This is a genomic window from Marinobacter sp. G11, from assembly GCF_021282325.1.
Classification (GTDB): domain Bacteria; phylum Pseudomonadota; class Gammaproteobacteria; order Pseudomonadales; family Oleiphilaceae; genus Marinobacter; species Marinobacter vinifirmus.
Genome location: NZ_JAJSPB010000006.1, coordinates 99,232 through 122,651 on the forward strand (window position 1 = coordinate 99,232; position 23,420 = coordinate 122,651).

Annotated in this window: 19 protein-coding genes; 16 read left to right on the top strand and 3 right to left on the bottom strand. The window is 59.5% G+C overall.

Annotated elements, in window-relative coordinates; genetic code table 11:
• Positions 1-19 precede the first annotated feature (19 nt).
• The 7 genes from pilQ (at position 20) to LWH94_RS05975 (ending at position 12,092) form a co-directional block, all read left to right on the top strand.
• Complete coding sequence (gene pilQ / locus LWH94_RS05945; protein ID WP_232901534.1) at positions 20-2,137, top strand: type IV pilus secretin PilQ; 2,118 nt, start codon at positions 20-22, stop codon at positions 2,135-2,137.
• A gap of 139 nt (positions 2,138-2,276) precedes the next feature.
• A complete protein-coding gene (gene aroK / locus LWH94_RS05950; protein ID WP_199456782.1) occupies positions 2,277-2,861 on the top strand; it encodes a shikimate kinase AroK in 585 nt (194 codons plus the stop codon).
• Positions 2,836-3,924 (top strand): 3-dehydroquinate synthase, encoded by a 1,089-nt coding sequence (aroB, locus tag LWH94_RS05955; RefSeq protein ID WP_232901535.1) that lies wholly within the window; start codon positions 2,836-2,838, stop codon positions 3,922-3,924. Before aroK ends, aroB begins: the two co-directional genes overlap by 26 nt.
• A gap of 255 nt (positions 3,925-4,179) precedes the next feature.
• Positions 4,180-8,628, top strand: coding sequence for a glutamate synthase large subunit (gene gltB, locus LWH94_RS05960; protein WP_232901536.1), 4,449 nt, complete (start codon positions 4,180-4,182; stop codon positions 8,626-8,628).
• 78 nt (positions 8,629-8,706) lie between these two features.
• Positions 8,707-10,125, top strand: coding sequence for an FAD-dependent oxidoreductase (locus LWH94_RS05965; protein WP_232901537.1), 1,419 nt, complete (start codon positions 8,707-8,709; stop codon positions 10,123-10,125).
• A 125-nt stretch (positions 10,126-10,250) separates the two neighbouring features.
• Complete coding sequence (gene hemE, locus LWH94_RS05970; protein ID WP_232901538.1) at positions 10,251-11,315, top strand: uroporphyrinogen decarboxylase; 1,065 nt, start codon at positions 10,251-10,253, stop codon at positions 11,313-11,315.
• Positions 11,316-11,723: 408 nt separating this feature from the next.
• Positions 11,724-12,092 carry a PilZ domain-containing protein gene (locus LWH94_RS05975; RefSeq protein WP_232901539.1) on the top strand — a complete coding sequence of 123 codons (369 nt, stop codon included), beginning with the start codon at positions 11,724-11,726 and terminating at the stop codon, positions 12,090-12,092.
• A 183-nt stretch (positions 12,093-12,275) separates the two neighbouring features.
• On the opposite strand, the gene radA is transcribed toward LWH94_RS05975, so the two are convergent.
• Together radA and ettA are read right to left on the bottom strand one after the other, a co-directional pair.
• Complete coding sequence (gene radA / locus LWH94_RS05980) at positions 12,276-13,652, bottom strand: DNA repair protein RadA (RefSeq protein WP_022987737.1); 1,377 nt, start codon at positions 13,650-13,652, stop codon at positions 12,276-12,278.
• Entirely contained in the window at positions 13,652-15,313 is a 1,662-nt protein-coding gene (ettA, locus tag LWH94_RS05985; protein WP_058341532.1) for an energy-dependent translational throttle protein EttA, read from the bottom strand. The genes radA and ettA overlap by 1 nt, the downstream gene beginning before the upstream one ends.
• Before the next feature lie 462 nt (positions 15,314-15,775).
• Between ettA and glyA the strand changes: the two genes are divergently transcribed.
• The 8 genes from glyA (at position 15,776) to LWH94_RS06025 (ending at position 22,392) form a co-directional block, all read left to right on the top strand.
• Entirely contained in the window at positions 15,776-17,029 is a 1,254-nt protein-coding gene (gene glyA, locus LWH94_RS05990; protein ID WP_232901540.1) for a serine hydroxymethyltransferase, read from the top strand.
• A 74-nt stretch (positions 17,030-17,103) separates the two neighbouring features.
• Positions 17,104-17,622, top strand: coding sequence for a transcriptional regulator NrdR (nrdR, locus tag LWH94_RS05995; protein ID WP_058341534.1), 519 nt, complete (start codon positions 17,104-17,106; stop codon positions 17,620-17,622).
• Positions 17,619-18,734: a bifunctional diaminohydroxyphosphoribosylaminopyrimidine deaminase/5-amino-6-(5-phosphoribosylamino)uracil reductase RibD gene (gene ribD / locus LWH94_RS06000; RefSeq protein WP_232901541.1), complete on the top strand. Its 1,116-nt coding sequence runs from the start codon at positions 17,619-17,621 to the stop codon at positions 18,732-18,734. Before nrdR ends, ribD begins: the two co-directional genes overlap by 4 nt.
• Before the next feature lie 63 nt (positions 18,735-18,797).
• The gene (ribBA, locus tag LWH94_RS06005; protein WP_022987742.1) at positions 18,798-19,913 is read left to right on the top strand and encodes a bifunctional 3,4-dihydroxy-2-butanone-4-phosphate synthase/GTP cyclohydrolase II; all 1,116 of its coding nucleotides are present in this window, start codon (positions 18,798-18,800) and stop codon (positions 19,911-19,913) included.
• 48 nt (positions 19,914-19,961) lie between these two features.
• Positions 19,962-20,438 (top strand): 6,7-dimethyl-8-ribityllumazine synthase, encoded by a 477-nt coding sequence (ribH, locus tag LWH94_RS06010; RefSeq protein ID WP_022987743.1) that lies wholly within the window; start codon positions 19,962-19,964, stop codon positions 20,436-20,438.
• Positions 20,438-20,914 (top strand): transcription antitermination factor NusB, encoded by a 477-nt coding sequence (gene nusB, locus LWH94_RS06015; RefSeq protein ID WP_232901542.1) that lies wholly within the window; start codon positions 20,438-20,440, stop codon positions 20,912-20,914. The genes ribH and nusB overlap by 1 nt, the downstream gene beginning before the upstream one ends.
• 3 nt (positions 20,915-20,917) lie before the next feature.
• Positions 20,918-21,868, top strand: a complete 951-nt coding sequence (gene thiL / locus LWH94_RS06020; RefSeq protein WP_232901543.1) for a thiamine-phosphate kinase — start codon at positions 20,918-20,920, stop codon at positions 21,866-21,868.
• Positions 21,869-21,882: 14 nt separating this feature from the next.
• A complete protein-coding gene (locus LWH94_RS06025) occupies positions 21,883-22,392 on the top strand; it encodes a phosphatidylglycerophosphatase A family protein (RefSeq protein ID WP_232901573.1) in 510 nt (169 codons plus the stop codon).
• A gap of 9 nt (positions 22,393-22,401) precedes the next feature.
• On the opposite strand, the gene LWH94_RS06030 is transcribed toward LWH94_RS06025, so the two are convergent.
• Entirely contained in the window at positions 22,402-22,605 is a 204-nt protein-coding gene (locus tag LWH94_RS06030; protein WP_022987747.1) for a DUF6316 family protein, read from the bottom strand.
• A 138-nt stretch (positions 22,606-22,743) separates the two neighbouring features.
• Between LWH94_RS06030 and LWH94_RS06035 the strand changes: the two genes are divergently transcribed.
• Positions 22,744-23,394: a DUF2057 family protein gene (locus tag LWH94_RS06035; RefSeq protein ID WP_036218822.1), complete on the top strand. Its 651-nt coding sequence runs from the start codon at positions 22,744-22,746 to the stop codon at positions 23,392-23,394.
• Positions 23,395-23,420: the final 26 nt, after the last annotated feature.

Consider the following 23,420-nt stretch of genomic DNA (forward strand, 5'->3'; position numbering starts at 1 on the left):
GCAGGGGAGCGGCAAAAACATGAATGACAGAAACATGCACGAACAAAAAGTTGTGGGATCGAGGCTAGCGATGTTCAAAAAACTCAATGTCTGTGTCGGCGTGATTGCCATCGGGTTATGGAGCAGCCTGGCCGGAGCGGTCACGCTGGAAGACGTATCGTTTACGTCGCTGCCGGGGGAAGGCCTCGAGGTGACCATGAAGTTTGATGGTGCCCCGCCCGAACCTAAGGGTTATACCATCGAGCGTCCTGCACGGATCGCCGTAGACCTGTCGGATACCACCAGCGGCCTCAATCAGCGCAGCATTCCGCTGGGTAGCGGAAATGCCCAGAGCCTGACGGTCGTGGAAACCAAGGACCGCACCCGGTTGATCTTCAACCTGGTGGAGCTGGTGCCTCATGAAACGGTTCGCAACAATAACTCGCTGGTGATGACCATTGGTGGAGGCGGTTCAGCGCCTGTGGCGAGCTCCCGCCCGGCACAGCCCCAGTCAGCGCCAGTTGCCTCAACCTCATCTTCCAATGCGCTGGCAGATGTGGATTTCCGCCGGGGCAAAGACGGTGAAGGCCGGGTGATTGTGGATCTCGGCAGCACCAAGGCCGCTGTAAACCTGACTGAGCTTGGTGGCCGTATCCGGCTGACCATGCCGGACCTGGAGGTGCCGGCCAACCTGCGCCGTCGCCTGGATGTTTCCGACTTCGCCACTCCGGTAACCCGTATCGATACATTTGTTGAAGATGGCAATGCGGTGATCGAAATCCGTCCGGAAGGCGATTATGACTACATTGCCTATCAGTCTGGCCGGGAGTTCACGGTCAGTGTTGAAGAGCTTTCCCAAGAAGAAGCGGAAATCCGCCGCGAAGAGAAGTTCCCGTACACCGGTGAGAAACTGTCCCTGAACTTCCAGGATATTGAAGTGCGCTCTGTACTTCAGCTGATTGCCGATTTCACCGGCCTGAACCTGGTGGCCAGTGACACTGTGGGTGGCAGCATTACCCTGCGCTTGCAGAATGTACCCTGGGATCAGGCGCTGGATCTGATTCTTAAAACCAAGGGCCTGGACAAGCGCCAGATTGGCAACGTTCTTCTGGTAGCGCCGGCGGAAGAAATTGCCGCCCGTGAAAAGCTTGAGCTGGAAACCACCAAGCAGATCGCTGAGCTGGCGCCGGTTCGTCTGGATATCATTCAAGTGAACTACGCCAAGGCAGATGAAGTCGTTGAGCTTATTCGAGCAGACGCGGAGTTGATTTCTTCCAGAGGCTTTGTTTCGTCTGACAAGCGTACTAACACAATTACCATTCGAGAAACCGCTGGCAAGCTGGAAGAAATCCGTCGCTTAGTAACGACTTGGGACGTGCCCGTGCGCCAGGTTTCTATCGAAGCGCGTATTGTTCGGGCCCAAACCAGTGTGGCCGAAGACATCGGTGTTCGCTGGGGTGGTGCTGCTTACAACGTCGACGGTGATGATGTTGTAACCATCGGCGGCTCGCTGGGCACCCTGCAGGAAGCTCGCGACGCAGCTGGCGGTGGCAGCAATACCATTTCCTTCCCGGGTGCCTTGGGTGTTGATCTAGGGGTGTCTGGCGAGGGCGCATCCTCCTTCGCAATCGGCTGGGGCAGTGATGACTTCCTGGTAGACCTGGAGCTTTCTGCCCTCGAAAGCGACGGCCGTGCAGAAGTGGTCTCCCAGCCGCGGGTTGTGACTGCGGACCGCCAGACTGCGTCGATCAAGTCCGGTGAAGAGATTCCGTACCAGGAAGCCGCCTCAAGCGGTGCGACCAACGTAGAGTTCAAGGAAGCGGTGTTGTCTCTGGAAGTGACCCCGCAAATTACCCCGGATGATAAGATCATTATGGATCTGGTAGTCAACCAGGATTCCCGGGGCGAGGTCACGGCCGGTATTCCGTCGATCAACACCAATGAAGTTATGACTCAAGTGCTGGTGGCGAACGGCGAGACAGTGGTTCTGGGTGGTATCTTCCAGTCCGAGGTGGCCACGCAAACCACCAAGACTCCGTTCCTGGGTGATATTCCCTACCTTGGCCGCCTGTTCAAGCGTACTGAGCACATCAATGAGCGTAGTGAGCTGCTGATCTTCATCACTCCGAAGATCATCAAGAACGACCTGATCGACTGATCCGGCCAGTAAACCGAAAAAGCCGCCGCTAACCCCGGCGGCTTTTTCGTGTCTGGAGTAGTGCTTCTGGTGCCGGTGACTTATGGAAAGGTGCGCCCTGTGCTATTCTCACCCGCTTGAAATCTGTTGAGCGGAAATTATGTCTTTGCCCAAACGCGTAGTACTGGTCGGGCCCATGGGGGCCGGAAAAAGTACCATCGGCCGGATGCTAGCCAAGGAACTCGGGTACCGTTTTCTCGATTCTGACCGCATTATTGAAGAACGCTGCGGCGCCAATATTCCCTGGATCTTCGATGTGGAAGGGGAGGACGGCTTTCGCCAGCGGGAAACGGCCATGCTGGATGAGCTTACCGGCGAACAGGGTACCGTTCTGGCCACCGGTGGTGGCGCTGTAATGCGCCCGGAAAACCATCCGTTACTGAAGAAAAACTCTGTGGTGGTGTACCTGAAAACCTCCATCGAGCAACAGGTGGAGCGCACCCGCAAAGACCGTAACCGCCCGTTGCTGCAGAATGACGATCCGGAGGCCGTCCTGCGCAGGCTGTTCGACATCCGTGATCCGCTGTATACCAGACTGGCGGATATCGTGATGTACACAGATAGGAAAAGCCCCCGGCTGGTGGTCCGGCAGCTGGTCAACCGTATCAACCCCAGAACCCCCCGGCACAAACGGCAAAGACGCAAAGAAGGTCGTGACTATGCACAAGGTACTTCGAGAACTTGACGTTGACCTCGGGGAGCGCAGCTACCCGATTATTATCGGTCAGGGTTTACTTGGCTCCTTTGACCTGACCCCCTGGGTGGCCGGCAACCAGGTGATGATCGTTACCAACGAAACGGTCGCGCCCCTGTACCTCGAAAAAGCCCGTGCCTGCTTCCCCGGTAAAACCGTGGATGTGGTTACCCTGCCGGATGGTGAAAAATACAAAGACTGGCAAACCCTGAACCTGATCTTCGACGGCTTGCTCGAAAACCGTCACACCCGAAAAACCACCATCGCGGCCCTGGGTGGCGGTGTAGTGGGGGACATGGCCGGGTTTGCGGCGGCCTGCTATCAGCGGGGCGTGCCCTTTATCCAGATTCCCACAACCTTGTTGTCCCAGGTGGATTCCTCCGTAGGCGGAAAAACCGGCATCAACCATCCCTTGGGCAAAAACATGGTTGGTGCATTCCATCAGCCGCAGGCTGTGCTGATCGATACCGATTCCCTGGCCACCCTGCCACCCCGGGAAGTCTCTGCGGGGCTGGCGGAAGTCATCAAGTATGGTTTGATCCGGGAAGAACCTTTCCTGGGTTGGCTGGAGCAGCACATTGATGATCTGGTCCGGCTGGAGCCGGCTGCCCTGGGTGAAGCTATCTACCGTTCTTGTCTGTGCAAGGCCGAGGTAGTGGCGCTGGATGAAAAAGAAGGCGGCCTGCGGGCGATTCTCAACCTGGGGCATACCTTTGGCCATGCCATCGAGACCTTTGCGGGTTACGGCAACTGGCTGCATGGCGAAGCAGTGGGTGCCGGCATGCTGATGGCGGCTGATCTTTCGGTTCGTGAAGGCAATATCACGCCTGAGGACCGGGATCGTGCTGCGGAGCTGATCCGCCGTGCCCGACTGCCAGAGCTGGCTCCGGAAGGCATGACCGAAGAGAATTTCATGAGCCTGATGGCGGTGGACAAAAAGAATGTCGACGGCAAGCTCCGCCTGGTGCTGATGAAAGCACTTGGAGATGCCTATGTAACCGACGAAGCGGCCCCCGGCAATATCCAGGCGACGCTGAACGCCTTTATCCGCTGACCTTATTCCTGCATACCCGGCTGCAGGGGCCGATTATGGTGCCCTGCGGCCTTTCTGCCCTCTTTTAGACCTCCTGTTTTGCACCATCCCGGTGCAAAATTGCAAAAAGTAGCATCTCCCGTATAAAAAGTTGTTGCGTAGGTATAAATACGTGCGTAGACTCCCTTCCCCCTTTTTTTTGGTGTCAGTTCATTTTGTGCACTAAGGTAGTGCATAAGGGGCTGGCGGGAAGCCTTTTTACACGAGAGAACGCTTATGACAACAGGCTTGTATCATCCCGATGAATTCAGGGACAACTGCGGTTTTGGCCTGATTGCCCACATGAAGGGCGAGGCCAGCCATAAGCTGTTGCAAACTGCTATCGAATCCCTAACCTGCATGACCCACCGCGGAGGTATCGCTGCGGATGGCAAAACCGGCGATGGTTGTGGGCTCCTTTTGCAGAGCCCCAAGGCCTTCCTCGATAAAGCTGCGGAAGCGGCGTTCGGAAAAAAACCTGGCGACTTGTTTGCAGTTGGCCAGGTTTTTTTAGCTCCGGAGGAAGCCAGGGCTGCGGCCGGAAGGGCTTCGGTTGAGCAAAGACTGACCGAACAGGGCCTGGAAATCCTGGGCTGGCGGGAAGTGCCGGTGGATGACAGTTGCCTGGGCCCCATGGCCCGGGATTGTATGCCCCGCATCGAGCAGGTGTTCGTGCTGCCGGCCGGAAAGTCTGAGCAAGACTTTGCCATCAGCATGTTTGTTGGCCGCCGCCATGCCGAGCGGGATATGGCGGATGACTCCGAGTTCTACATCTGCAGCCTGTCTCACCGTACCCTGGCCTACAAAGGCCTGATGATGCCGGCAGACCTGGCGAACTTCTATAAGGATCTGGGCGACCCGGACCTGCAAACTGCGATCTGCGTGTTCCACCAGCGGTTCTCCACCAACACCATGCCGCGCTGGCCGCTGGCCCAGCCGTTCCGCTTCCTTGCCCACAATGGTGAAATCAACACCATCGACGGCAACCGTAACTGGGCCATCGCCCGTGCTGCCAAGTTCAGCTCTCCGGCCCTGCCGGACCTGCAAACCCTGCAGCCGCTGGTGAACCTGACCGGTTCTGACTCCTCCAGCATGGACAACATGCTGGAAATCCTGCTGGCCGGTGGCGTGGACCTGTTCCGTGCTGTGCGGATGATGATTCCGCCGGCATGGCAGAACGTTGAGACCATGGACCCGGACCTGCGCGCCTTCTACGAATACAACTCCATGCACATGGAGCCCTGGGATGGCCCGGCCGGCCTGGTGATGTCCGACGGCCGCTACGCCCTGTGTATGCTCGACCGTAACGGCCTGCGCCCGGCGCGCTGGGTGGTTACCAAGGATGACTTTATTACACTGGCATCTGAAGTCGGCACCTACAGCTACACCCCGGACGACGTGGTTGCCAAGGGCCGGGTAGGGCCGGGCCAGATGCTCGCCATCGACACCGAAACCGGCGAAGTACTGCACACACCGGATATCGATGAGCGGCTGAAAAACGCCAAGCCTTACAAGCGCTGGCTGCGGGGCAACTCCCTGCGAATCGAAACCACCCTGGACCAGGCCACACCCGAGTTCCGGCTGATGGAATCGGACGATCTTCTGGTGCACCAGAAGATGTTCAACGTCTCGTTCGAAGAGCGGGACCAGGTGCTGCGGCCCCTGGGAGAGGGTGCCCAGGAAGCGGTTGGCTCCATGGGTGACGATACCCCCATGGCGGTGCTGTCCAGCAAGGTTCGCCATGTGGCCGACTACTTCCGGCAGAAGTTTGCCCAGGTGACCAACCCGCCCATCGACCCGCTCCGCGAGACCATTGTGATGTCTCTGGAGACGTGTCTGGGTGCCGAAAAGAACGTGTTCCAGGAAACCCCGGACCACGCCAACCGGATCATCCTGACCACGCCGGTGCTGTCCCCCGCCAAGTTCCTGAAGATCAGCAACAACGATCGTCCGGGCTTCGAGGTTGAGCACATTGCCCTGAGCTACCGCCCGGAAGAGGGACTGGAGCAGGCGGTTCGCCGTATCTGCGAGCAGGCGGCCAATGCCGCGCGCAGTGCCAAGGTACTGCTGATTCTGAGCGATAAGGGGCTGGCCGAGGGCGAACTGCCGATCAACTCCCTGATGGCCACCGGCGCCGTTCACCACCACCTGGTGCGTAACGGCCTGCGTTGCGATTCCAACATCATCGTGGAAACCGGCTGGGCCCGGGACCCGCACCACTTTGCGGTGCTGTTCGGTTTTGGTGCCACCGCGGTGTATCCGTACCTGGCCTACCAGGTGCTGAACGACCTGATCCGCACCGGCGAAATGCTGATGGACCCGGTCCAGGCCAAGAACAATTACCGCAAGGGCATCAACAAGGGCTTGCTGAAGATCCTGTCCAAGATGGGGATCTCCACCATTACCTCCTATCGGGGTGCCCAACTGTTCGAGGCCATCGGCCTGGCCGACAGCGTTGTGGATCTGTGCTTCAAAGGTGTACCCAGCCGTATTAAGGGTGCGGACTTCTATGACTTCCAGCAGGACCAGGAACAACTGGCCGCTGTAGCCTGGAAACCCCGCAAGTCCCTGTCTCCCGGTGGTCTGCTGAAGTATGTACACGGCCAGGAATACCATGCCTTCAACCCGGATGTGGTGGCGAAGCTGCAGGATGCCGTTATCAGCGGCGACTATGGTCACTACAAGGAATACGCAGGCCTGGTGAACGAGCGCCCGGTGGCGACCTTGCGGGATCTGCTGACCTTCAAGAAAGATATTAAAGGCATCGACCTTAATGAAGTAGAGCCGGTGGAAAGCATCTTCCCCCGGTTCGATTCCGCTGCCATGTCTCTCGGTGCCTTGTCTCCGGAAGCCCACGAAGCCCTGGCTGTAGCCATGAACACCCTGGGTGGCCGCTCCAACTCAGGTGAGGGCGGGGAAGACCCGGCCCGCTATGGCACTAACAAGCGCTCCAAGATCAAGCAGGTGGCCTCCGGTCGTTTCGGCGTAACGGCTGAATACCTGCGCAGTGCGGATGTTATGCAGATCAAGGTGGCCCAGGGTGCCAAGCCCGGTGAGGGCGGCCAGCTGCCCGGTGGCAAGGTGAATGACCTGATCGCCCGGCTGCGTTACTCGGTGCCCGGCGTGACCCTGATTTCACCGCCGCCGCACCATGACATCTACTCCATCGAAGACCTGGCGCAGCTGATCTTCGACCTTAAACAGGTGAACCCGGAAGCGCTGGTGTCGGTGAAACTGGTATCCGAGCCTGGTGTCGGCACCATCGCCGCCGGCGTGGCCAAGGCCTACGCCGACCTGATCACCGTTTCCGGCTACGACGGCGGTACTGCGGCCAGCCCGCTGACCTCCATCCGTTACGCCGGTTCGCCCTGGGAGCTGGGCCTGACCGAAACCCAGCAGGCCCTGCGCGCCAACGATCTGCGCGGCAAGATTCGCCTGCAGACCGATGGCGGTATCAAGACCGGCCTGGACGTGGTGAAAGCCGCCATTCTGGGTGCTGAAAGCTTCGGTTTCGGCACCACGCCCATGGTGGCCCTGGGTTGTAAATACCTGCGGATCTGCCATTTGAACAACTGCGCCACCGGTGTGGCCACCCAGAACGACTACCTGCGGGAAGAGCACTTCAAAGGTACCGTGGAAATGGCCATGAACTTCTTCCGCTTTGTGGCGGAAGAAACCCGGGAGTGGCTGGCCAAGTTGGGCGTGCGCAGCCTGGAAGAACTCGTAGGTCGCGTAGACCTGCTGGAACGCCTGCCGGGCGACACCGAGCGCCAGAAGAAACTGGACCTCAGCCGCCTGCTGCAGAACGATCATATTCCGGCTGACAAGCCGCAGGTGTGCCAGGTTGAGCGCAACCAGCCCTTCGATGAGGGCAAACTGGCAGAACAGATGGTGAAAGACACTGCCGCCGCTATCGCCGAGAAATCCGGTGGCGCCTGGAGCTACAAAGTCACCAACTGCGACCGTTCCATCGGCGCCCGCCTGTCTGGTGAAATTGCCGCCCGGCATGGCAACCAGGGCATGGCTGATGCAGCCATCACGCTGGACCTTACCGGTACGGCTGGCCAGAGTTTTGGTGTCTGGAACGTGGGTGGCCTGAACATGGTGCTGGAAGGCGACGCCAACGACTACGTGGGCAAGGGCATGACCGGTGGCAAGCTGGTGGTCAAGCCGCCCCGTGGCAGCGACTTCAACACCCAGGAAACCTCCATCATCGGTAACACCTGTCTGTACGGTGCCACCGGAGGCAAGCTGTTTGCCGCCGGTACCGCAGGCGAACGTTTTGCCGTGCGTAACTCCGGTGCCCACGCAGTGGTGGAAGGCGCAGGCGATCACTGCTGTGAATACATGACCGGCGGTCTGATAACCGTACTGGGCTCCACCGGCTACAACTTTGGTGCCGGTATGACCGGCGGCTTCGCCTACGTACTGGACCTGGATAACACCTTCGTGGACAAGTACAACCACGAGCTGGTGGATATCCAGCGGATCTCCCGGGAAGACATGGAAGCCTACCGGAACCACCTGCGCGGTGTAATCCGGGAGCATATTTCAGAAACCGGAAGTGCCTGGGCCGAGCACCTTCTGGAGGATTTCGACGATTACATCGGCCGGTTCTGGCTGGTCAAGCCCAAGGCCGCGAACCTGCGCAGCCTGCTGGCCAATACCCGTGCCCGCCCGGAATAACCCCGGGTTCAGAAAGGTTGATGGGCTGTTGCCGGCAGGCGCAGCCCCCGTCGAAATCGAGATGAAGAGAGCAGCAACATGAAAGAACGTCTCCATAATGACTTTCAGTTTGTGGAAGTAGGGCGGGTAGACCCCAAGAAGGTGCCCGCCAAGAAGCGCAAGAAAGAGTTCGGGGAAATCTACCACCCGTTCAGCGAAACCCATGCGGCCTCGCAGGCGCATCGGTGCCTGGAGTGCGGTAACCCGTATTGCGAGTGGAAGTGCCCGGTACACAACTACATTCCGAACTGGCTGAAGCTGGTGTCGGAAGGCAACATCATGAAAGCCGTGGAGTTGTGCCACCAGACCAACTCCCTGCCGGAAGTCTGCGGCCGGGTGTGCCCGCAGGACCGACTGTGTGAAGGTGCCTGTACCCTGAACGACGGCTACGGCGCAGTTACCATCGGCTCCGTTGAAAAGTACATCACCGACACCGCCTTCGCCCTGGGCTGGAAGCCGGATATGTCCAACGTGAAGTGGACGGATAAGAAAGTGGCGGTAATCGGCGCTGGCCCGGCGGGCCTTGGCTGTGCCGACATCCTGGTGCGCAATGGCGTGAAACCGGTGGTGTTTGATCGGTATCCGGAGATCGGTGGCCTGCTGACCTTCGGCATCCCCGAGTTCAAGCTGGAAAAATCCGTGATGGCCCGGCGCCGGCAGGTGTTCGAGGAAATGGGCGTGGAATTCCGCCTCAATACCGAGGTGGGCAAGGATGTTCAGCTGAAGGCGATCATCGACGAGTTCGATGCCGTGTTCATGGGCATGGGCACCTACACCTACATGAAGGGCGGCTTCCCGGGCGAAGACCTGCCCGGTGTGTATGATGCTCTGCCGTTCCTGGTATCCAACGTGAACCGCCGCCTGGGCTTCGAGCAAAAGCCCGGTGAGTTCATTGACATGAAAGACAAGAATGTCGTGGTGCTCGGTGGCGGCGACACCGCCATGGACTGTAACCGCACTTCCATTCGCCAGCAGGCGGAAAGCGTGACCTGCGCCTACCGCCGGGACGAAGAAAACATGCCGGGTTCGCGCCGGGAAGTGGCTAACGCCAAGGAAGAGGGTGTGAAGTTCCTGTTCAACCGCCAGCCCGTTGAAATCGTGGGCAACGGCAAGGTGGAAGGCGTGAAAGTGGTCACCACCGAACTGGGCGCCCCGGATGAAAACGGCCGCCGCCGCCCGGAAGTGGTGCCCGGTAGCGAGGAAATCATCCCGGCAGACGCGGTGCTGGTGGCCTTCGGCTTCCGCCCGAGCCCGGCGCCCTGGTTTGACGAGTTCGGCGTAAACACCGACGACTCCGGCCGGGTAACCGCGCCGGAGCAGGCGGAATTCCCGTTCCAGACCAGCAACCCGAAAATCTTCGCCGGTGGCGATATGGTGCGCGGTTCTGACCTGGTGGTTACCGCCATCTGGGAAGGCCGTCAGGCAGCAGAAGGCATCCTGGATTACCTGGATGTCTGATTAACGGCTTGACCGGTGTCAGAAGGGCGGCTTTCTAGTGGAAAGCCGCCCTTTTTTATTGGCGCAAACGGGGTATCATTGCTTCCCATTATCTCTGACCATTTACCGACGAGAAGACTGGAATTATGACTGAGCTGAAGAACGATCGCTTCCTGCGCGCCCTCATGCGCCAGCCCGTAGACCGCACCCCGGTGTGGATGATGCGCCAGGCCGGCCGTTACCTGCCGGAATACCGCGCAACCCGGGCCAAGGCCGGCGACTTCCTCAGCCTGTGCAAGAACACCCCGCTGGCCTGTGAAGTGACCCTGCAGCCGCTGGAACGCTACCCGCTGGATGCCGCCATCCTGTTCTCCGACATCCTGACCATTCCCGATGCGTTGGGGCTGGGCCTGTACTTCGAAACCGGAGAAGGCCCGAAATTCCGCAAAGTGATCCGTTCCGAAGCAGACGTAGACGCACTGCCGAAAATGAATGCCGAGTCCGACCTGGACTACGTGATGAACGCGGTCTCCACCATCCGCCGTGAACTGAACGGCCGGGTACCGCTGATTGGCTTTTCCGGCAGCCCCTGGACCCTGGCCACCTATATGATTGAAGGTGGCTCCTCGAAGACCTTCTCAGAAGCCAAGAAGCTGATGTACGGCCAGCCGGAAGTCATGCATCGCTTGCTGGACCACCTGGCGGATGCCGTTATCGATTACCTGAACGGCCAGATCAAGGCCGGCGCCCAGGCGGTGCAGATTTTCGATACCTGGGGCGGCGTGCTGAGCAGCTGGGCCTACGAAGAATTCTCCCTGCGTTACATGAGGAAAATCGTCGCCGGCCTGATCCGCGAAAGCGAAGGTCGCCCTGTGCCGGTAATCCTGTTCACCAAAAACGGCGGCCAGTGGCTGGAGTCCATCGCCGACTCCGGCTGTGATGCCGTTGGCCTGGACTGGACCACCGACATCGGCAACGCCCGCGCCCGCGTGGGTGACAAGGTAGCCCTGCAGGGCAACATGGACCCGGCCATGCTGTATGCGCCGAAAGAGCGCATCCGGCAGGAAGTGGCAGACATCCTGTCCCGCTATGGTTCCGGCTCCGGGCATATCTTCAACCTGGGGCATGGAATTACCCCGGATGTGGATCCGGAGCATGCCGGGGCGTTTATTAATGCCGTTGTCGAGCTCAGTGCCGAGTATCACCAGTAACCTCTCACTTTTGTTCCGAATTGGTTCCAGGCCGCTCCTAGCCTGCTAGGGTTGGGGGTGGCGATCTGGTGGGTGCGCCTCCAAAAAACCGCTACGAGCCCCCGCAAGCGGGTCCGGCCAGCAATCATAGATTGCTGTCGTTCGACTGCGCATGAAGCTACGCTTCATCAACGCTTGTCTCACCCATGTGCGCTTCTCTCCGGCCATCCATGGCCTCCGAAATTTTTTGGAGGCGCACCCACCAGCCCGCTGTTCCCGCTCCGTGAAATAGTCTGAGTGTTCTCGCTGTTTTTCTTTGGTTTATACCGTTTTACCTTATTTGACGCAGTCAAAGACCTTTGGCTTGTTGTGCTTCTGTTTGTGTCGGGTCTATAGTCAAAACAGAGCCAACCTGACAGGAGTTTTGCCTTGGCACCGTCAAATAAAGAGAAACGTAAATTCAGCCGAATGGAGTTCGGGGCTCCCTGTGAATTGTTCTGTGAAGACCAGGTCTGGTCGTCCGAGGTGCTGGATATTTCTTTCGGTGGGGTGATGGTCAGGCGCCCGGCGGGTGAGGCCTTACCGTACAACAAGCCGTTCGAGGTGGTGATTCACGTAGACGGCCATGCGACTGGCATTGTTATGGCCGTTGAGCTGAGGCATACGGATGATGAGCGGCTTGGTTTTCGGTGTGATTACATAGACGCTGAAAGTACTGAAAACCTGGAGCGGTTGGTTGCCAGTAAGCTTGGGGACTTGGCCCTGTTAGAACGGGATTTCGCCAAGCTTATTGGGTGATTTGTCCTGACGGTGTTTTGCAGGCTTTTGCAATGTATGGAGGGGCAGTGTCGGGATACCTTTTCCAAAAATTTCGGAGGCCATGGATGGCCGGAGAGAAGCGCACATGGATGTGCTCGTAGCGGTTTTTGGAAAAGGGATCCCGACACTGCCCCTGTGCTCCAAACCTCGAAGCCGGGAACTCTAAAGCTCCTCCAGCGCTGAAAGGGCATCCGATAGCTTGGTTACCGGGATGACTTTCATGCCCTCCACCGGCTTTCTCGGTGCGTTGCCTTTGGGCACCAGGGCCCGCGTAAAGCCGTGCTTGGCAGCTTCGTAGATGCGCTCCTGTCCGCTTGGCACCGGGCGGATTTCGCCAGATAAGCCGACTTCCCCGAAGATTACCAGATCCTGCGGCAAAGCCCGGTTGCGGAAGGATGAAACCACCGCTGCAAGCAGCGCCAGGTCTGCACTGGTCTCGTTGACCTTTACGCCACCCACCACGTTCACGAACACATCCTGATCCGCCACATGCATCCCGCCATGGCGGTGCAGTACGGCGAGCAGCATCGCCAACCGGTTCTGATCCGTGCCTACGGCTACACGCCTCGGGTAGCTGCCCTGGGCCATATCCACCAGTGCCTGGATTTCCACCAGCATTGGCCTTGTGCCTTCCCAGACCACCATCACCACACTGCCCGGCGCGGCTTCTTCGCCCCGGTTCAGGAAGATGGCGCTGGGGTTTTTTACTTCCTTCAGGCCCTGTTCCAGCATGGCGAATACGCCCAGCTCATTCACCGCACCGAAGCGGTTCTTGATGCCGCGAAGGGTGCGGTAACGGCTGTCGCTGGAGCCTTCCAGCAGGATCGAGCAGTCGATCATGTGCTCCAGCACCTTCGGGCCGGCCAGGCTGCCGTCTTTGGTGACGTGGCCGACCAGTAGCAGAATCGTGCCGGTCTGCTTGGCAAAGCGGGTGAGGAACGCCGCACTCTCGCGTACCTGGGAGACCGAGCCGGGGGCGGATTCGATTTCCGCCACGTGCATTACCTGGATACTGTCGATCACCAGGATGCGGGGTTTTTCCGCTTCTGCTACCTGCAGCAGGCGTTCCACGGAGGTTTCCGAGAGCATTTTCAGGTCTTTGGTGGGCAGGCCCAGCCGCTTGGCGCGCATGGCCACCTGCTGCAGGGATTCCTCACCGGTTACGTACAGGGCAGGGTGCTGGGCGGCGAGCTGACATACTGCCTGCAGCAGCAGGGTACTTTTACCTGCGCCCGGGTGGCCACCCATGAGTACGGCAGAGCCTTCCACAAGACCGCCGCCCAGTACCCGGTCGAATTCCTGCATGCCGGTGCTGATGCGGGCCTGTTCGGCCAGGCTGACTTCGTCCAGGCTTTTGACTGCCGACAGGCTGCCGGCGTAGCCTTCGAACCTGGCGCTACGGGCGCCTTTACCCGGGCCGGATACCCCGCGCACTTCGCTGATGGTGTTCCATTCATGGCAGGCCGTGCACTGGCCCTGCCACTTGGAATAGTCCGCACCGCATTCGGTGCAGACGTAGGCGGTTTTTACCTTTGCCATCAGGCCAGCTTCTTGTACTTCATGCGCTTGGGCTGCATGGCAGAATCCCCTTTGCGCTTCTTGAAGTCGGCATCGTAGTCGGTGAAGTTGCCTTCGAAGTAGACTACTTCGCCGTCGTCTTCGAACGCCAGGATGTGGGTGGCCACGCGGTCCAGGAACCAGCGGTCGTGCGAGATTACCAGGGCGGAGCCCGGGAAATTCAGCAACGCTTCTTCCAGGGCGCGCAGGGTTTCCACGTCCAGGTCGTTGGTGGGTTCGTCCAGCAGCAATACGTTGCCGCCCTGTTTCAGCAGCTTGGCCAGGTGCAGGCGGTTGCGCTCACCACCGGACAGGTCGCCCACCCGCTTCTGCTGGTCGGTGCCCTTGAAGTTGAAACGGCCCACGTAGGCGCGGGATGGCGTCTCGTAGTTGCCTACCTTGATGATGTCCTGGCCATCCGACAGTTCTTCCCACACGGTCTTGCTGCCGTCCAGGTCGCGCATCTGGTCCACATAGGCCAGTTCCACGGTTTCGCCCACGGTGATGGTGCCGGAGTCCGGCTTGTCCATGCCCGCGATCATCTTGAACAGGGTGGACTTACCGGCGCCGTTACCGCCGATAATGCCGACAATGGCACCGGCCGGTACGTTGAGTGAGACGTTTTCATACAGCAGACGGTCACCGAAGGCCTTGCTGATACCGTCTACTTCGATCACCTTGTCGCCCAAGCGAGGTCCGGGCGGGATGTACAGTTCGTTGGTTTCGTTGCGCTTCTGGAATTCCTGGGAGCTCATTTCCTCGAAGCGTGCCATGCGGGCCTTGCTCTTGGACTGGCGGCCCTTGGCGTTGGAGCGAACCCACTCCAGCTCCTGTTTGATGGCCTTCTGGTGCGCGGCCTCCTGCTTGGATTCCATCTCCAGGCGCTTCTCTTTGTTCTCCAGCCACTGGCTGTAGTTGCCTTCGAACGGAATGCCCTGGCCACGGTCCAGTTCCAGGATCCAGCCGGCTACGTTGTCAAGGAAGTAACGGTCGTGGGTGATGGCAACCACGGTGCCATCGTAATCGTGCAGGAAGCGCTCCAGCCAGGCTACGGATTCGGCGTCCAGGTGGTTGGTAGGCTCGTCCAGCAGCAGCATGTCCGGGCCGGACAGCAGCAGGCGGCACAGGGCCACGCGGCGGCGCTCACCACCGGACAGTACTTTCACCTTCTGGTCCCAGGCCGGCAGGCGCAGGGCGTCTGCAGCGACTTCCATCTTGCGTTCGATATCGTGGCCGTCGGTGGCCTGGATGATCGCTTCCAGCTCGCCCTGTTTCTTAGCCAGCTCGTCAAAGTCGGCATCCGGCTCGGCGTAGGCGGCGTATACCTTGTCCAATTCAGCCAGGGCGTTGTGAACATGGGCTACGGACTCGTCCACGATTTCCTTTACGGTCTTCTCTTCATCCAGCTCCGGCTCCTGGGGCAGGTAGCCCACATTGATTCCGGGCTGGGGCCGGGCTTCGCCGATGTAGTCCTGGTCCACGCCCGCCATGATACGCAGCAGGGTCGATTTACCGGAGCCGTTCAGACCCAGCACGCCAATCTTGGCGCCCGGGAAGAAGCTCAGGGAAATGTCTTTAAGAATCTCCCGCTTGGGCGGAACCACCTTGCCCACGCGGTTCATGCTAAATACGTACTGGGCCATCTTGGCTTAAACCTCTTTTTGCTGGGTTTTGCCACGGAAGAACACGGAAGGACACGGAAAAATTAAAGACAAATACTTTTTGCCACGAAATCCACGAAAGAACACGAAAATTAACTGCATAAAAGAAAAGCTTTTTATCTTTTCCTTTCGTGTCATTTAGTGGATTTCGTGGCAAAACTATCTTTAATCTTCTTTCCGTGTCCTTCCGTGGATTCCGTGGCAAAAGTCACTAAGGCAGGTCCACTCACAACCTGCCTGAAAACAGAACCCCGTAAGGTATCTAAACCCCAAAGGGATAGCAATTGAGCAAAAACCGGGATCACCGGTGTGCCGGTATCTGCGGACGGCATAAAGGATGATTTTTAACCCGCATTCGCGATAGAATAGCGGCCCAAAATTTCAGGGGTTACGGCATGCACAGGGGCAGCGCCGGGCCAGCATACAGACAGGGGCAGCACATCCATGTTTAATCGTGATATGAAAATCGCCGGATTCGATGACGCATTGTGGAACGCCATGCAGGCGGAAGAGAAGCGTCAGGAAGCGCACATCGAGCTGATCGCATCCGAAAACTACACCAGCCCTCGGGTGATGGAAGCCCAGGGCAGCGTGCTGACCAACAAATACGCCGAAGGCTACCCCGGCAAGCGCTACTACGGTGGCTGCGAGTTTGTCGATATTGCCGAGCAGCTGGCCATTGACCGTGCCAAGGAACTGTTTGGTGCCGCCTACGCCAACGTGCAGCCGCACTCCGGCTCCCAGGCTAACTCCGCCGTATTCATGGCGCTGCTCAAGCCCGGCGACACCGTTCTGGGTATGAGCCTGGCCCACGGCGGTCACCTGACCCACGGTGCCAGCGTGAACTTCTCCGGCAAGATCTACCACGCCGTCCAGTATGGCCTCAACCCGGAAACCGGCCTGATCGATTACGACGAAGTGGAAGCCCTGGCCGTTGAGAACAAGCCGAAGATGATCATTGCCGGTTTCTCTGCCTACTCCCAGGAGCTGGACTTTGCCCGCTTCCGCGCCATTGCAGACAAAGTGGGCGCCTACCTGTTCGTAGACATGGCCCACGTGGCTGGCCTGGTTGCCGCTGGCGTGTATCCGGACCCGGTGCCCCACGCCCACGTAGTGGCGACCACTACCCACAAGACCCTGCGCGGTCCCCGTGGCGGCCTGATTCTGGCCTGCGACGACGAAGACCTGCACAAGAAACTGAACTCCGCCGTATTCCCTGGCGGTCAGGGTGGCCCGCTGATGCACGTCATCGCCGCCAAGGCTGTGTGCTTCAAGGAAGCCATGAGCGACGAATTCAAGGCCTACCAGCAGCAGGTAGTCAAGAACGCTGCCGCCATGGCCGAAGTGTTCATCGAGCGCGGCTTTGACGTGGTTTCCGGTGGCACCAAAAACCACCTGTTCCTGGTCAGCCTGATCAAGCAGGACATCACCGGTAAAGATGCCGACGCCGCCCTGGGCCGCGCCCACATCACCGTGAACAAGAACGCCGTTCCGAACGATCCGCGTTCGCCGTTCGTCACCTCCGGCCTGCGTATCGGTACCCCGGCGGTTACCACTCGCGGCTTTGGTGAGCAGGAGTGCCGTGACCTGGCCGGCTGGATGTGCGACATCCTCGACAACCTTGAAGACGACGCCGTGATCAGCCGCGTGCGTGAACAGGTTGAAGCGGTGTGTGCCCGCTTCCCGGTTTACGGCTGAAACGCACGGTAGTGTGCCTGCCCGGGTGCTCCGCAAGGACCACCCGGGTTCTTCCTTTCCGGAGCCTGTGAATTATGCATTGTCCTTTCTGTGGTGAAGCCGATACCAAGGTGATTGATTCACGTCTGGTGGCCGAGGGCGACCAGGTGCGCCGCCGCAGGGAGTGCTTGTCCTGCCACGAGCGTTTTACCACCTTTGAAACCGCCGAACTGGTGATGCCCCGGGTGGTCAAGCAGGACGGCACCCGTCAGCCCTTTGATGAAGAAAAACTGCGGGCAGGGCTGATGAAGGCACTGGAAAAACGGCCGGTGAGCATCGAGCAGATCGATGCTGCCCTGAACCGGATCAAATACCGCCTGAGAGCCACCGGCGAGCGTGAAGTAAAATCCATGCAGCTGGGCGAAGAAGTAATGACCGAACTGCGCCAGCTCGACAAAGTGGCCTATGTACGCTTTGCCTCGGTATATCGCAGCTTTCAGGACATCAACGAGTTCAAGGAAGAAATCGAGCGCTTGTCTCAGGGCAATGGCGATGCCGCCGTGGATGTTGCCCGTGTGCTGGCGGATAACCAGTCAGACAAAGGCAAAGAATGATTTCAGACCGTGACCGGGCAATGATGGCCCGGGCCATCCAGCTGGCCTGGCGCGGCCGTTATTCCACCCATCCGAACCCCAGGGTTGGCTGCGTGATCGCCAGGGGTAACCGGATTGTTGGTGAAGGCTGGCACGAGCGGGCCGGCGAGGCCCATGCGGAAGTGCGGGCCCTGAGCCAGGCCGGGTATGAAGCCCGGGGCGCTACGGCCTACGTTACCCTTGAGCCCTGCAGCCACTACGGCCGCACGCCGCCCTGTGCGAAGGCGCTGATAGAGGCCGGAGTTGCCCAGGTGTTTGCGGCAACGACAGACCCCAACCCCTCGGTGTCTGGCCGGGGGCTGGATATGCTGCGGGACGCCGGTATCCGGGTTACTGAAGGCCTGATGGGGGATGAAGCCGCCCGCCTGAATCCGGGTTTCATGAAACGTATGCGCACCGGACGGCCCTGGGTACGGCTTAAGATGGCCGCGAGCCTGGATGGCCGCACCGCTATGGCTTCCGGTGAAAGCCAGTGGATTACCGGGCCCGAGGCACGGCAAGACGTGCAAAGGCTGCGGGCCATGAGTGATGCTATTCTGACAGGTGTCGGTACGGTTTTGGCCGATGATCCGTCCCTGACGGTGCGTCGGGACGAAATGGGCGATATCGGCGAAGCCACTGATCCGTCGCGTCAGCCGCTGCGGGTGATTGCAGACCGCGATGCCCGTACACCGTCCACAGCCCGGATTCTTCGGGGTGGTAACGTGCAGGTGTTCTGTGCCAGCTCCACCCTGGCCACCGGCCCGGCGCAGGATTTGGCGGCACTGGGTGTTCGCCTCACCGGCGTGGCCTGGAAAGACAACGGCGTGGATGTCTCCGAGTTGCTGGATGCCCTGGGTGAGCTGGGCATCAACGAATTACTGGTAGAGGCCGGCCCGACACTGGCAGGCACCTTTATCAACGAGAACCTGGTAGACGAACTCTGGCTCTACCAGGCACCGGTTTTTCTGGGCAGTACCGGGCGCCCGACCGCCCACCTGCCCATCGAAGTCATGGCAGACAAAGTGCAATGGAAGGTGCTGGATCGCCGCCAGGTAGGAGAGGATCAGCGATTGATCCTGGCCCGCCACTAAACATTCAATTCATTCCTCCGTGCCTTCAATGGTGAGGGCAGGAGTGACAGGGTGCGGAACCGTATGGCACTGAACAGTATTGAAGAGATAATCGAAGATATCCGTCAGGGCAAGATGGTTATCCTGATGGACGACGAAGATCGCGAAAACGAAGGCGACCTGGTAATGGCAGCAGAACACTGCACGCCGGAAGCCATCAACTTTATGGCGAGGTTCGGCCGCGGCCTGATCTGCATGCCCATGACCCGGCAGCGTTGCGAACAGCTGGGCCTGCCACTGATGGTTCAGCAGAACGCCTCCGGCTTCGGCACCAAGTTCACGCTGTCTATCGAAGCCCGTGAAGGCGTCACCACCGGCATCTCGGCCGCTGACCGCGCCCGCACCGTACAGGCTGCCGTAGCGCGCGATGCCAAGGCGTCTGACCTGGTTCAGCCGGGCCATATCTTCCCGCTGATGTCCGATCCCGGCGGTGTATTGAGCCGTGCCGGCCACACCGAAGCCTCCTGTGACCTGGCCGCCCTGGCCGGTTGCGAGCCAGCCGGTGTGATCTGCGAGATCATGAACGACGATGGCTCCATGGCCCGCCGTGAAGACCTGGAACGCTTTGCCGAAGAGCACGGACTTAAGGTCGGCACCATCGCAGACCTGATCCACTACCGCACCATGAACGAGAAAACCGTGGAGTGTGTGGAAGAGCACGAGCTGGATACCGAATATGGTGTGTTCAAGTTGCGCACCTACCGGGACAATGTTCAGGGTGCCACCCACCTGGCCATGGTGATGGGCGACATCAGCCCGGATGAGCCGGTGTTTGTGCGGGTACATATTACCGACACCCTGCGCGACCTGCTGGGTGCCCGGCGCAAGGATTCCCGCAGCTGGCCGCTGCACCATGCCCTTGAAAAAGTGGCCACTGAAGGGCGCGGCGTGGTGGTTCTGCTCAACAGCGCGGAAGACACCTACAACCTAGAAGACCGTATCCAGGAATTCTACGACCAGGGCCCGAAGTCAGCAGGCAAGGGCAGCTCCGGTGTGTACTTTACCGTGGGTACCGGTTCGCAGATTCTGCGTGACATCGGCGTGGGCAAAATGCGCCTGCTGAGCCCGCCGGTGAAATTCTCCGCCATCTCCGGTTTCGACCTGGAAGTGGTGGAATACGTACCCTATACCCACGAATGATCAACCCGGCTGCCGCCCTGATTCCGGCAGCCCGAGAAGGAGCCCGAGATGGCAGATATCAAAGTAATTGAAGGTGATTTTACCCAGTGCAGCGGCCGTTACGCGCTGGTGGTTGGCCGGTTTAACGGCTTTGTTGTAGAAAGCCTGGTGGAAGGTGCGGTAGATACCCTGCGCCGCCACGGTATTGCCGATGACGACATCACCATTATCCGCGTACCGGGTGCCTACGAAATGCCGCTGGCGGTCAAGCGTGTGGCGGAAACCTCCGACTACGACGCCATCATCGCCCTGGGCGCAGTGATTCGTGGTGGTACTCCACACTTTGAATACGTAGCCGGTGAAGCCTCCAGTGGCCTGGGCGCTGTCAGCCTGGAAACCGACGTGCCGGTCACCTTCGGTGTACTGACCGTGGATTCTATCGAGCAGGCCATCGAGCGCTCCGGCACTAAGGCCGGTAACAAAGGTGCGGAAGCTGCGATTACTGCCCTGGAAATGGTCAGTCTGTTCAAAAAGTTGGGTGAGTAATGAGCGAAGCGGGTGATACCTCTCCCCAACCGGGGAAAACCAGCCAGCCAAAAGCCGGCGACCGCCGCCGGGCACGGGCCCTTGCTATGCAGGGCCTGTATCAGCGGCACTTCAGCAAGTCTCCGATCTCTGATATTGAAGCCGAGTTCATGGTTGATAACGACATGAGCAAGGTGGATATCATGTACTTCCGCGACCTGCTGCGGGGCGTACACCGGGAGCAGGCTGAACTGGACAGGCTGATCGAGCCGTTCCTCGACCGTCCCCTGAAAGAAGTGGACCCGGTTGAACTGGCCATCGTGCGCCTGGGTGCCTACGAGCTGAAATGCCGTATCGATGTGCCCTATAAAGTGGTGATCAACGAAGGGATCGAAATGACCAAGCGCTTTGGCGGTACTGAAGGCCACAAGTTCGTGAACAGTGTGCTGGACAAACTGAGCCGCCGCCTGCGGCTGGCCGAAACCCGTCCACGCTGATTCATGGGTGAATTCGAGCTGATCCGGCAATACTTCCAGCCGCTGGCAAGCAACGCCAGGAACGATCAGCTTGTGCTTGGCCCCGGCGATGACTGCGCCATCCAGCGGGTGCCGCCGGGCCGCGACCTGGTGTTTTCAGTGGATACCCTGGTAGAGGGTGTCCACTTCCCCCCTCACTATGCTCCTTCCCACCTTGGTTGGCGGTCACTGGCAGTAGCCGTCAGTGACCTGGCGGCCATGGGCGCCGAGCCTGTTTGCTTTACCCTGGCCCTGAGCCTGCCGGAAGCAGATTCCGACTGGTTGGCGGGCTTTGCCGAAGGGCTGTCCCGGGCCAGCCAGGCGTTCAGTATTACCTTGGCCGGCGGTGATACCACCCGAGGCCCGTTAACGATCACTATCCAGGTTCATGGCACCGTAAAGGCCGGCCAGGCTTTGTTGCGCTCCGGCGCCCGAGAGGGTGACCGGGTATGCGTAACCGGCCCGCTGGGCAATGCCGGTGCTGCGCTGGACTATCTTGACGATCCGGAACCGGGCGCACGGCAAAAAGCCCTGCTGGCCAGTTACCATAGCCCGCAACCCCAACTGAAACTCGGGGCAAGCCTGGCCGGTAAGGCCAGCGCAGCTATCGATATTTCTGACGGCCTGCTGGCAGACTTACAGCACATTCTGGAGGCGTCTGGTGTGGGCGCCGAACTGGATGTGGCCAGCATTCCGATGTCGGAAGAGCTCAGGCAGTTGCAGGGAGTGCGGGCGCTGGACCTGGCCCTGACCGCCGGTGACGACTACCAGCTGTGCCTGACCATCGCCCCGGAAGCACTGGCCGCGCTGCCTGCGCGAGTCCGTGAACAACTGACGGTGATCGGCCGGATTGTGCCGGAGCCGGGGCTGACGTTAGCAGGCGCGCCTGCCGGCTACCAAACCCAGGGATATGACCATTTCGGGAGGTCTGATTGACAGACGATAACTTGATGCATGAACCGGATGCTCCGGCCGCCATCCTGCCGCCGGGCTTTCTGCGCCATCCGGTGCATTTTCTGGCCTTCGGCTTTGGCAGTGGTGCTGCGCCAAAGGCACCTGGCACCTGGGGTAGCCTGGCCGCTATTCCTGTTTGGTATGCGTTCGCCTGGTTGCCACCGATGGCCTACTGGCTGGTGGTATTGGCTGCATTTGTGGTGGGGATCTGGCTGTGCGGTAAAACCGCCGACGACCTGAAGGTGCACGACCACGGTGGCATTGTATGGGACGAGTTTGTGGGTATGTGGATTGCCCTGGGGCTGTTCCCGGACCAGATTTACGGCGTGCTGATGGCGTTCATGCTGTTCCGCTTCTTTGATGTGCTCAAGCCCTGGCCTATAAACTGGCTGGATACCCGGCTACCCGGCGGGCTGGGAATTATGGTGGATGACGTCGTCGCAGGCATCATGGCGCTGGCCTGCCTGTGGGGAATCGACACCTGGGTGATGCCCTATATCGTCTAACGGTGCTGTTCAGTGCAGCTGCGGCTCGTCTGGCAGCATACGCACCACGTGCAGGAACCGCTTCAGCCCGATTTCCGCTCGCTCACGGGTGGCGAAGGGGCCGCTGTCAAAGCCTTCCCGGGTGGTGAAATACCACTTGCTGCCAACACAGAAAAATCGGCTGCTGCGAAAGGGTGGTGGTCCGTCTTCTCCGGTTCTTCGCTGGGTGTCCATGGTAACCTCCCGAGCTTTGATTGCGCAGTTTAAGGTTTGACGTTCTTGCCCTGAGCCCCGAGTATGTTCAGAATGCTTGGCAGTTGTCAGTCACGTGTCCTGGCCCACTGAAGGGCCGTCCTATGGAAAAGGAGCTAAATGAGTATGTGTCACGTTCGCGGGTTTTTCAAGCTGGTGGTTTTAATGCTCAGCGTCACCCTGGTGGGCTGTGCTTCCTCCCTTGCGCGCATTGATACCTGGCAGGGTGATCCCGCCGAAGCTGCAGATGCTGCGGTGCTGAAGTCGCCCGGAGAAATCACCGTTGTGCAGGTGAACGGTCGCGAAATGACCAACTTTCTGATGGACGACCTGGCGCTGGATTACGGCTTGCTGCCGGGCCAGAATCAGGTGGTGTTTACCTATAAAACCATCTGGGCCAAGGCCGGCGTGGTTGATAACGGCGAGTCCAAGGTGCACATCGTTGAAAGCAAGCCGCAGCAGGTGAGCTTTAATGCGGTAGCCGGCGAAGAATATCGGTTCAGTTTCACCAGGCCGTCCAGTCGCCAGGAAGCCGAGACGCTGATGGAAGACTTCTCAGCCGATCTGGTGAATCGCAGCGGCGAAGTGGTTGCCAGTTCAGGCGAGTGGGATGCGCAGGCCGCACGCAAGGCTGCCCGCACCCCGGTTCCGGCGGGTAGTGGCGTGAGCGGTGATGCGCAATCCGGATCAACGCTGGACCGGATGAAGGCCCTGTGGGGCGACGCCACTGAAGAAGAAAAGCGTGAGTTCCTGCGCTGGGCGTTCGAATAAGTTCGCAAAAGGCCGGGCACAGTTCC

What these genes read in the sequence shown, in the direction of transcription:
- pilQ (WP_232901534.1), top strand. Translation starts at nt 20, where the DNA reads ATGAATGACAGAAACATGCACGAACAAAAAGTTGTGGGATCGAGGCTA.
- aroK (WP_199456782.1), top strand. Translation starts at nt 2,277, where the DNA reads ATGTCTTTGCCCAAACGCGTAGTACTGGTCGGGCCCATGGGGGCCGGA.
- aroB (WP_232901535.1), top strand. Translation starts at nt 2,836, where the DNA reads ATGCACAAGGTACTTCGAGAACTTGACGTTGACCTCGGGGAGCGCAGC.
- gltB (WP_232901536.1), top strand. Translation starts at nt 4,180, where the DNA reads ATGACAACAGGCTTGTATCATCCCGATGAATTCAGGGACAACTGCGGT.
- LWH94_RS05965 (WP_232901537.1), top strand. Translation starts at nt 8,707, where the DNA reads ATGAAAGAACGTCTCCATAATGACTTTCAGTTTGTGGAAGTAGGGCGG.
- hemE (WP_232901538.1), top strand. Translation starts at nt 10,251, where the DNA reads ATGACTGAGCTGAAGAACGATCGCTTCCTGCGCGCCCTCATGCGCCAG.
- radA (WP_022987737.1), bottom strand. Translation starts at nt 13,652, where the DNA reads ATGGCAAAGGTAAAAACCGCCTACGTCTGCACCGAATGCGGTGCGGAC.
- ettA (WP_058341532.1), bottom strand. Translation starts at nt 15,313, where the DNA reads ATGGCCCAGTACGTATTTAGCATGAACCGCGTGGGCAAGGTGGTTCCG.
- glyA (WP_232901540.1), top strand. Translation starts at nt 15,776, where the DNA reads ATGTTTAATCGTGATATGAAAATCGCCGGATTCGATGACGCATTGTGG.
- nrdR (WP_058341534.1), top strand. Translation starts at nt 17,104, where the DNA reads ATGCATTGTCCTTTCTGTGGTGAAGCCGATACCAAGGTGATTGATTCA.
- ribD (WP_232901541.1), top strand. Translation starts at nt 17,619, where the DNA reads ATGATTTCAGACCGTGACCGGGCAATGATGGCCCGGGCCATCCAGCTG.
- ribBA (WP_022987742.1), top strand. Translation starts at nt 18,798, where the DNA reads ATGGCACTGAACAGTATTGAAGAGATAATCGAAGATATCCGTCAGGGC.
- ribH (WP_022987743.1), top strand. Translation starts at nt 19,962, where the DNA reads ATGGCAGATATCAAAGTAATTGAAGGTGATTTTACCCAGTGCAGCGGC.
- nusB (WP_232901542.1), top strand. Translation starts at nt 20,438, where the DNA reads ATGAGCGAAGCGGGTGATACCTCTCCCCAACCGGGGAAAACCAGCCAG.
- thiL (WP_232901543.1), top strand. Translation starts at nt 20,918, where the DNA reads ATGGGTGAATTCGAGCTGATCCGGCAATACTTCCAGCCGCTGGCAAGC.
- LWH94_RS06025 (WP_232901573.1), top strand. Translation starts at nt 21,883, where the DNA reads ATGCATGAACCGGATGCTCCGGCCGCCATCCTGCCGCCGGGCTTTCTG.
- LWH94_RS06030 (WP_022987747.1), bottom strand. Translation starts at nt 22,605, where the DNA reads ATGGACACCCAGCGAAGAACCGGAGAAGACGGACCACCACCCTTTCGC.
- LWH94_RS06035 (WP_036218822.1), top strand. Translation starts at nt 22,744, where the DNA reads ATGAGTATGTGTCACGTTCGCGGGTTTTTCAAGCTGGTGGTTTTAATG.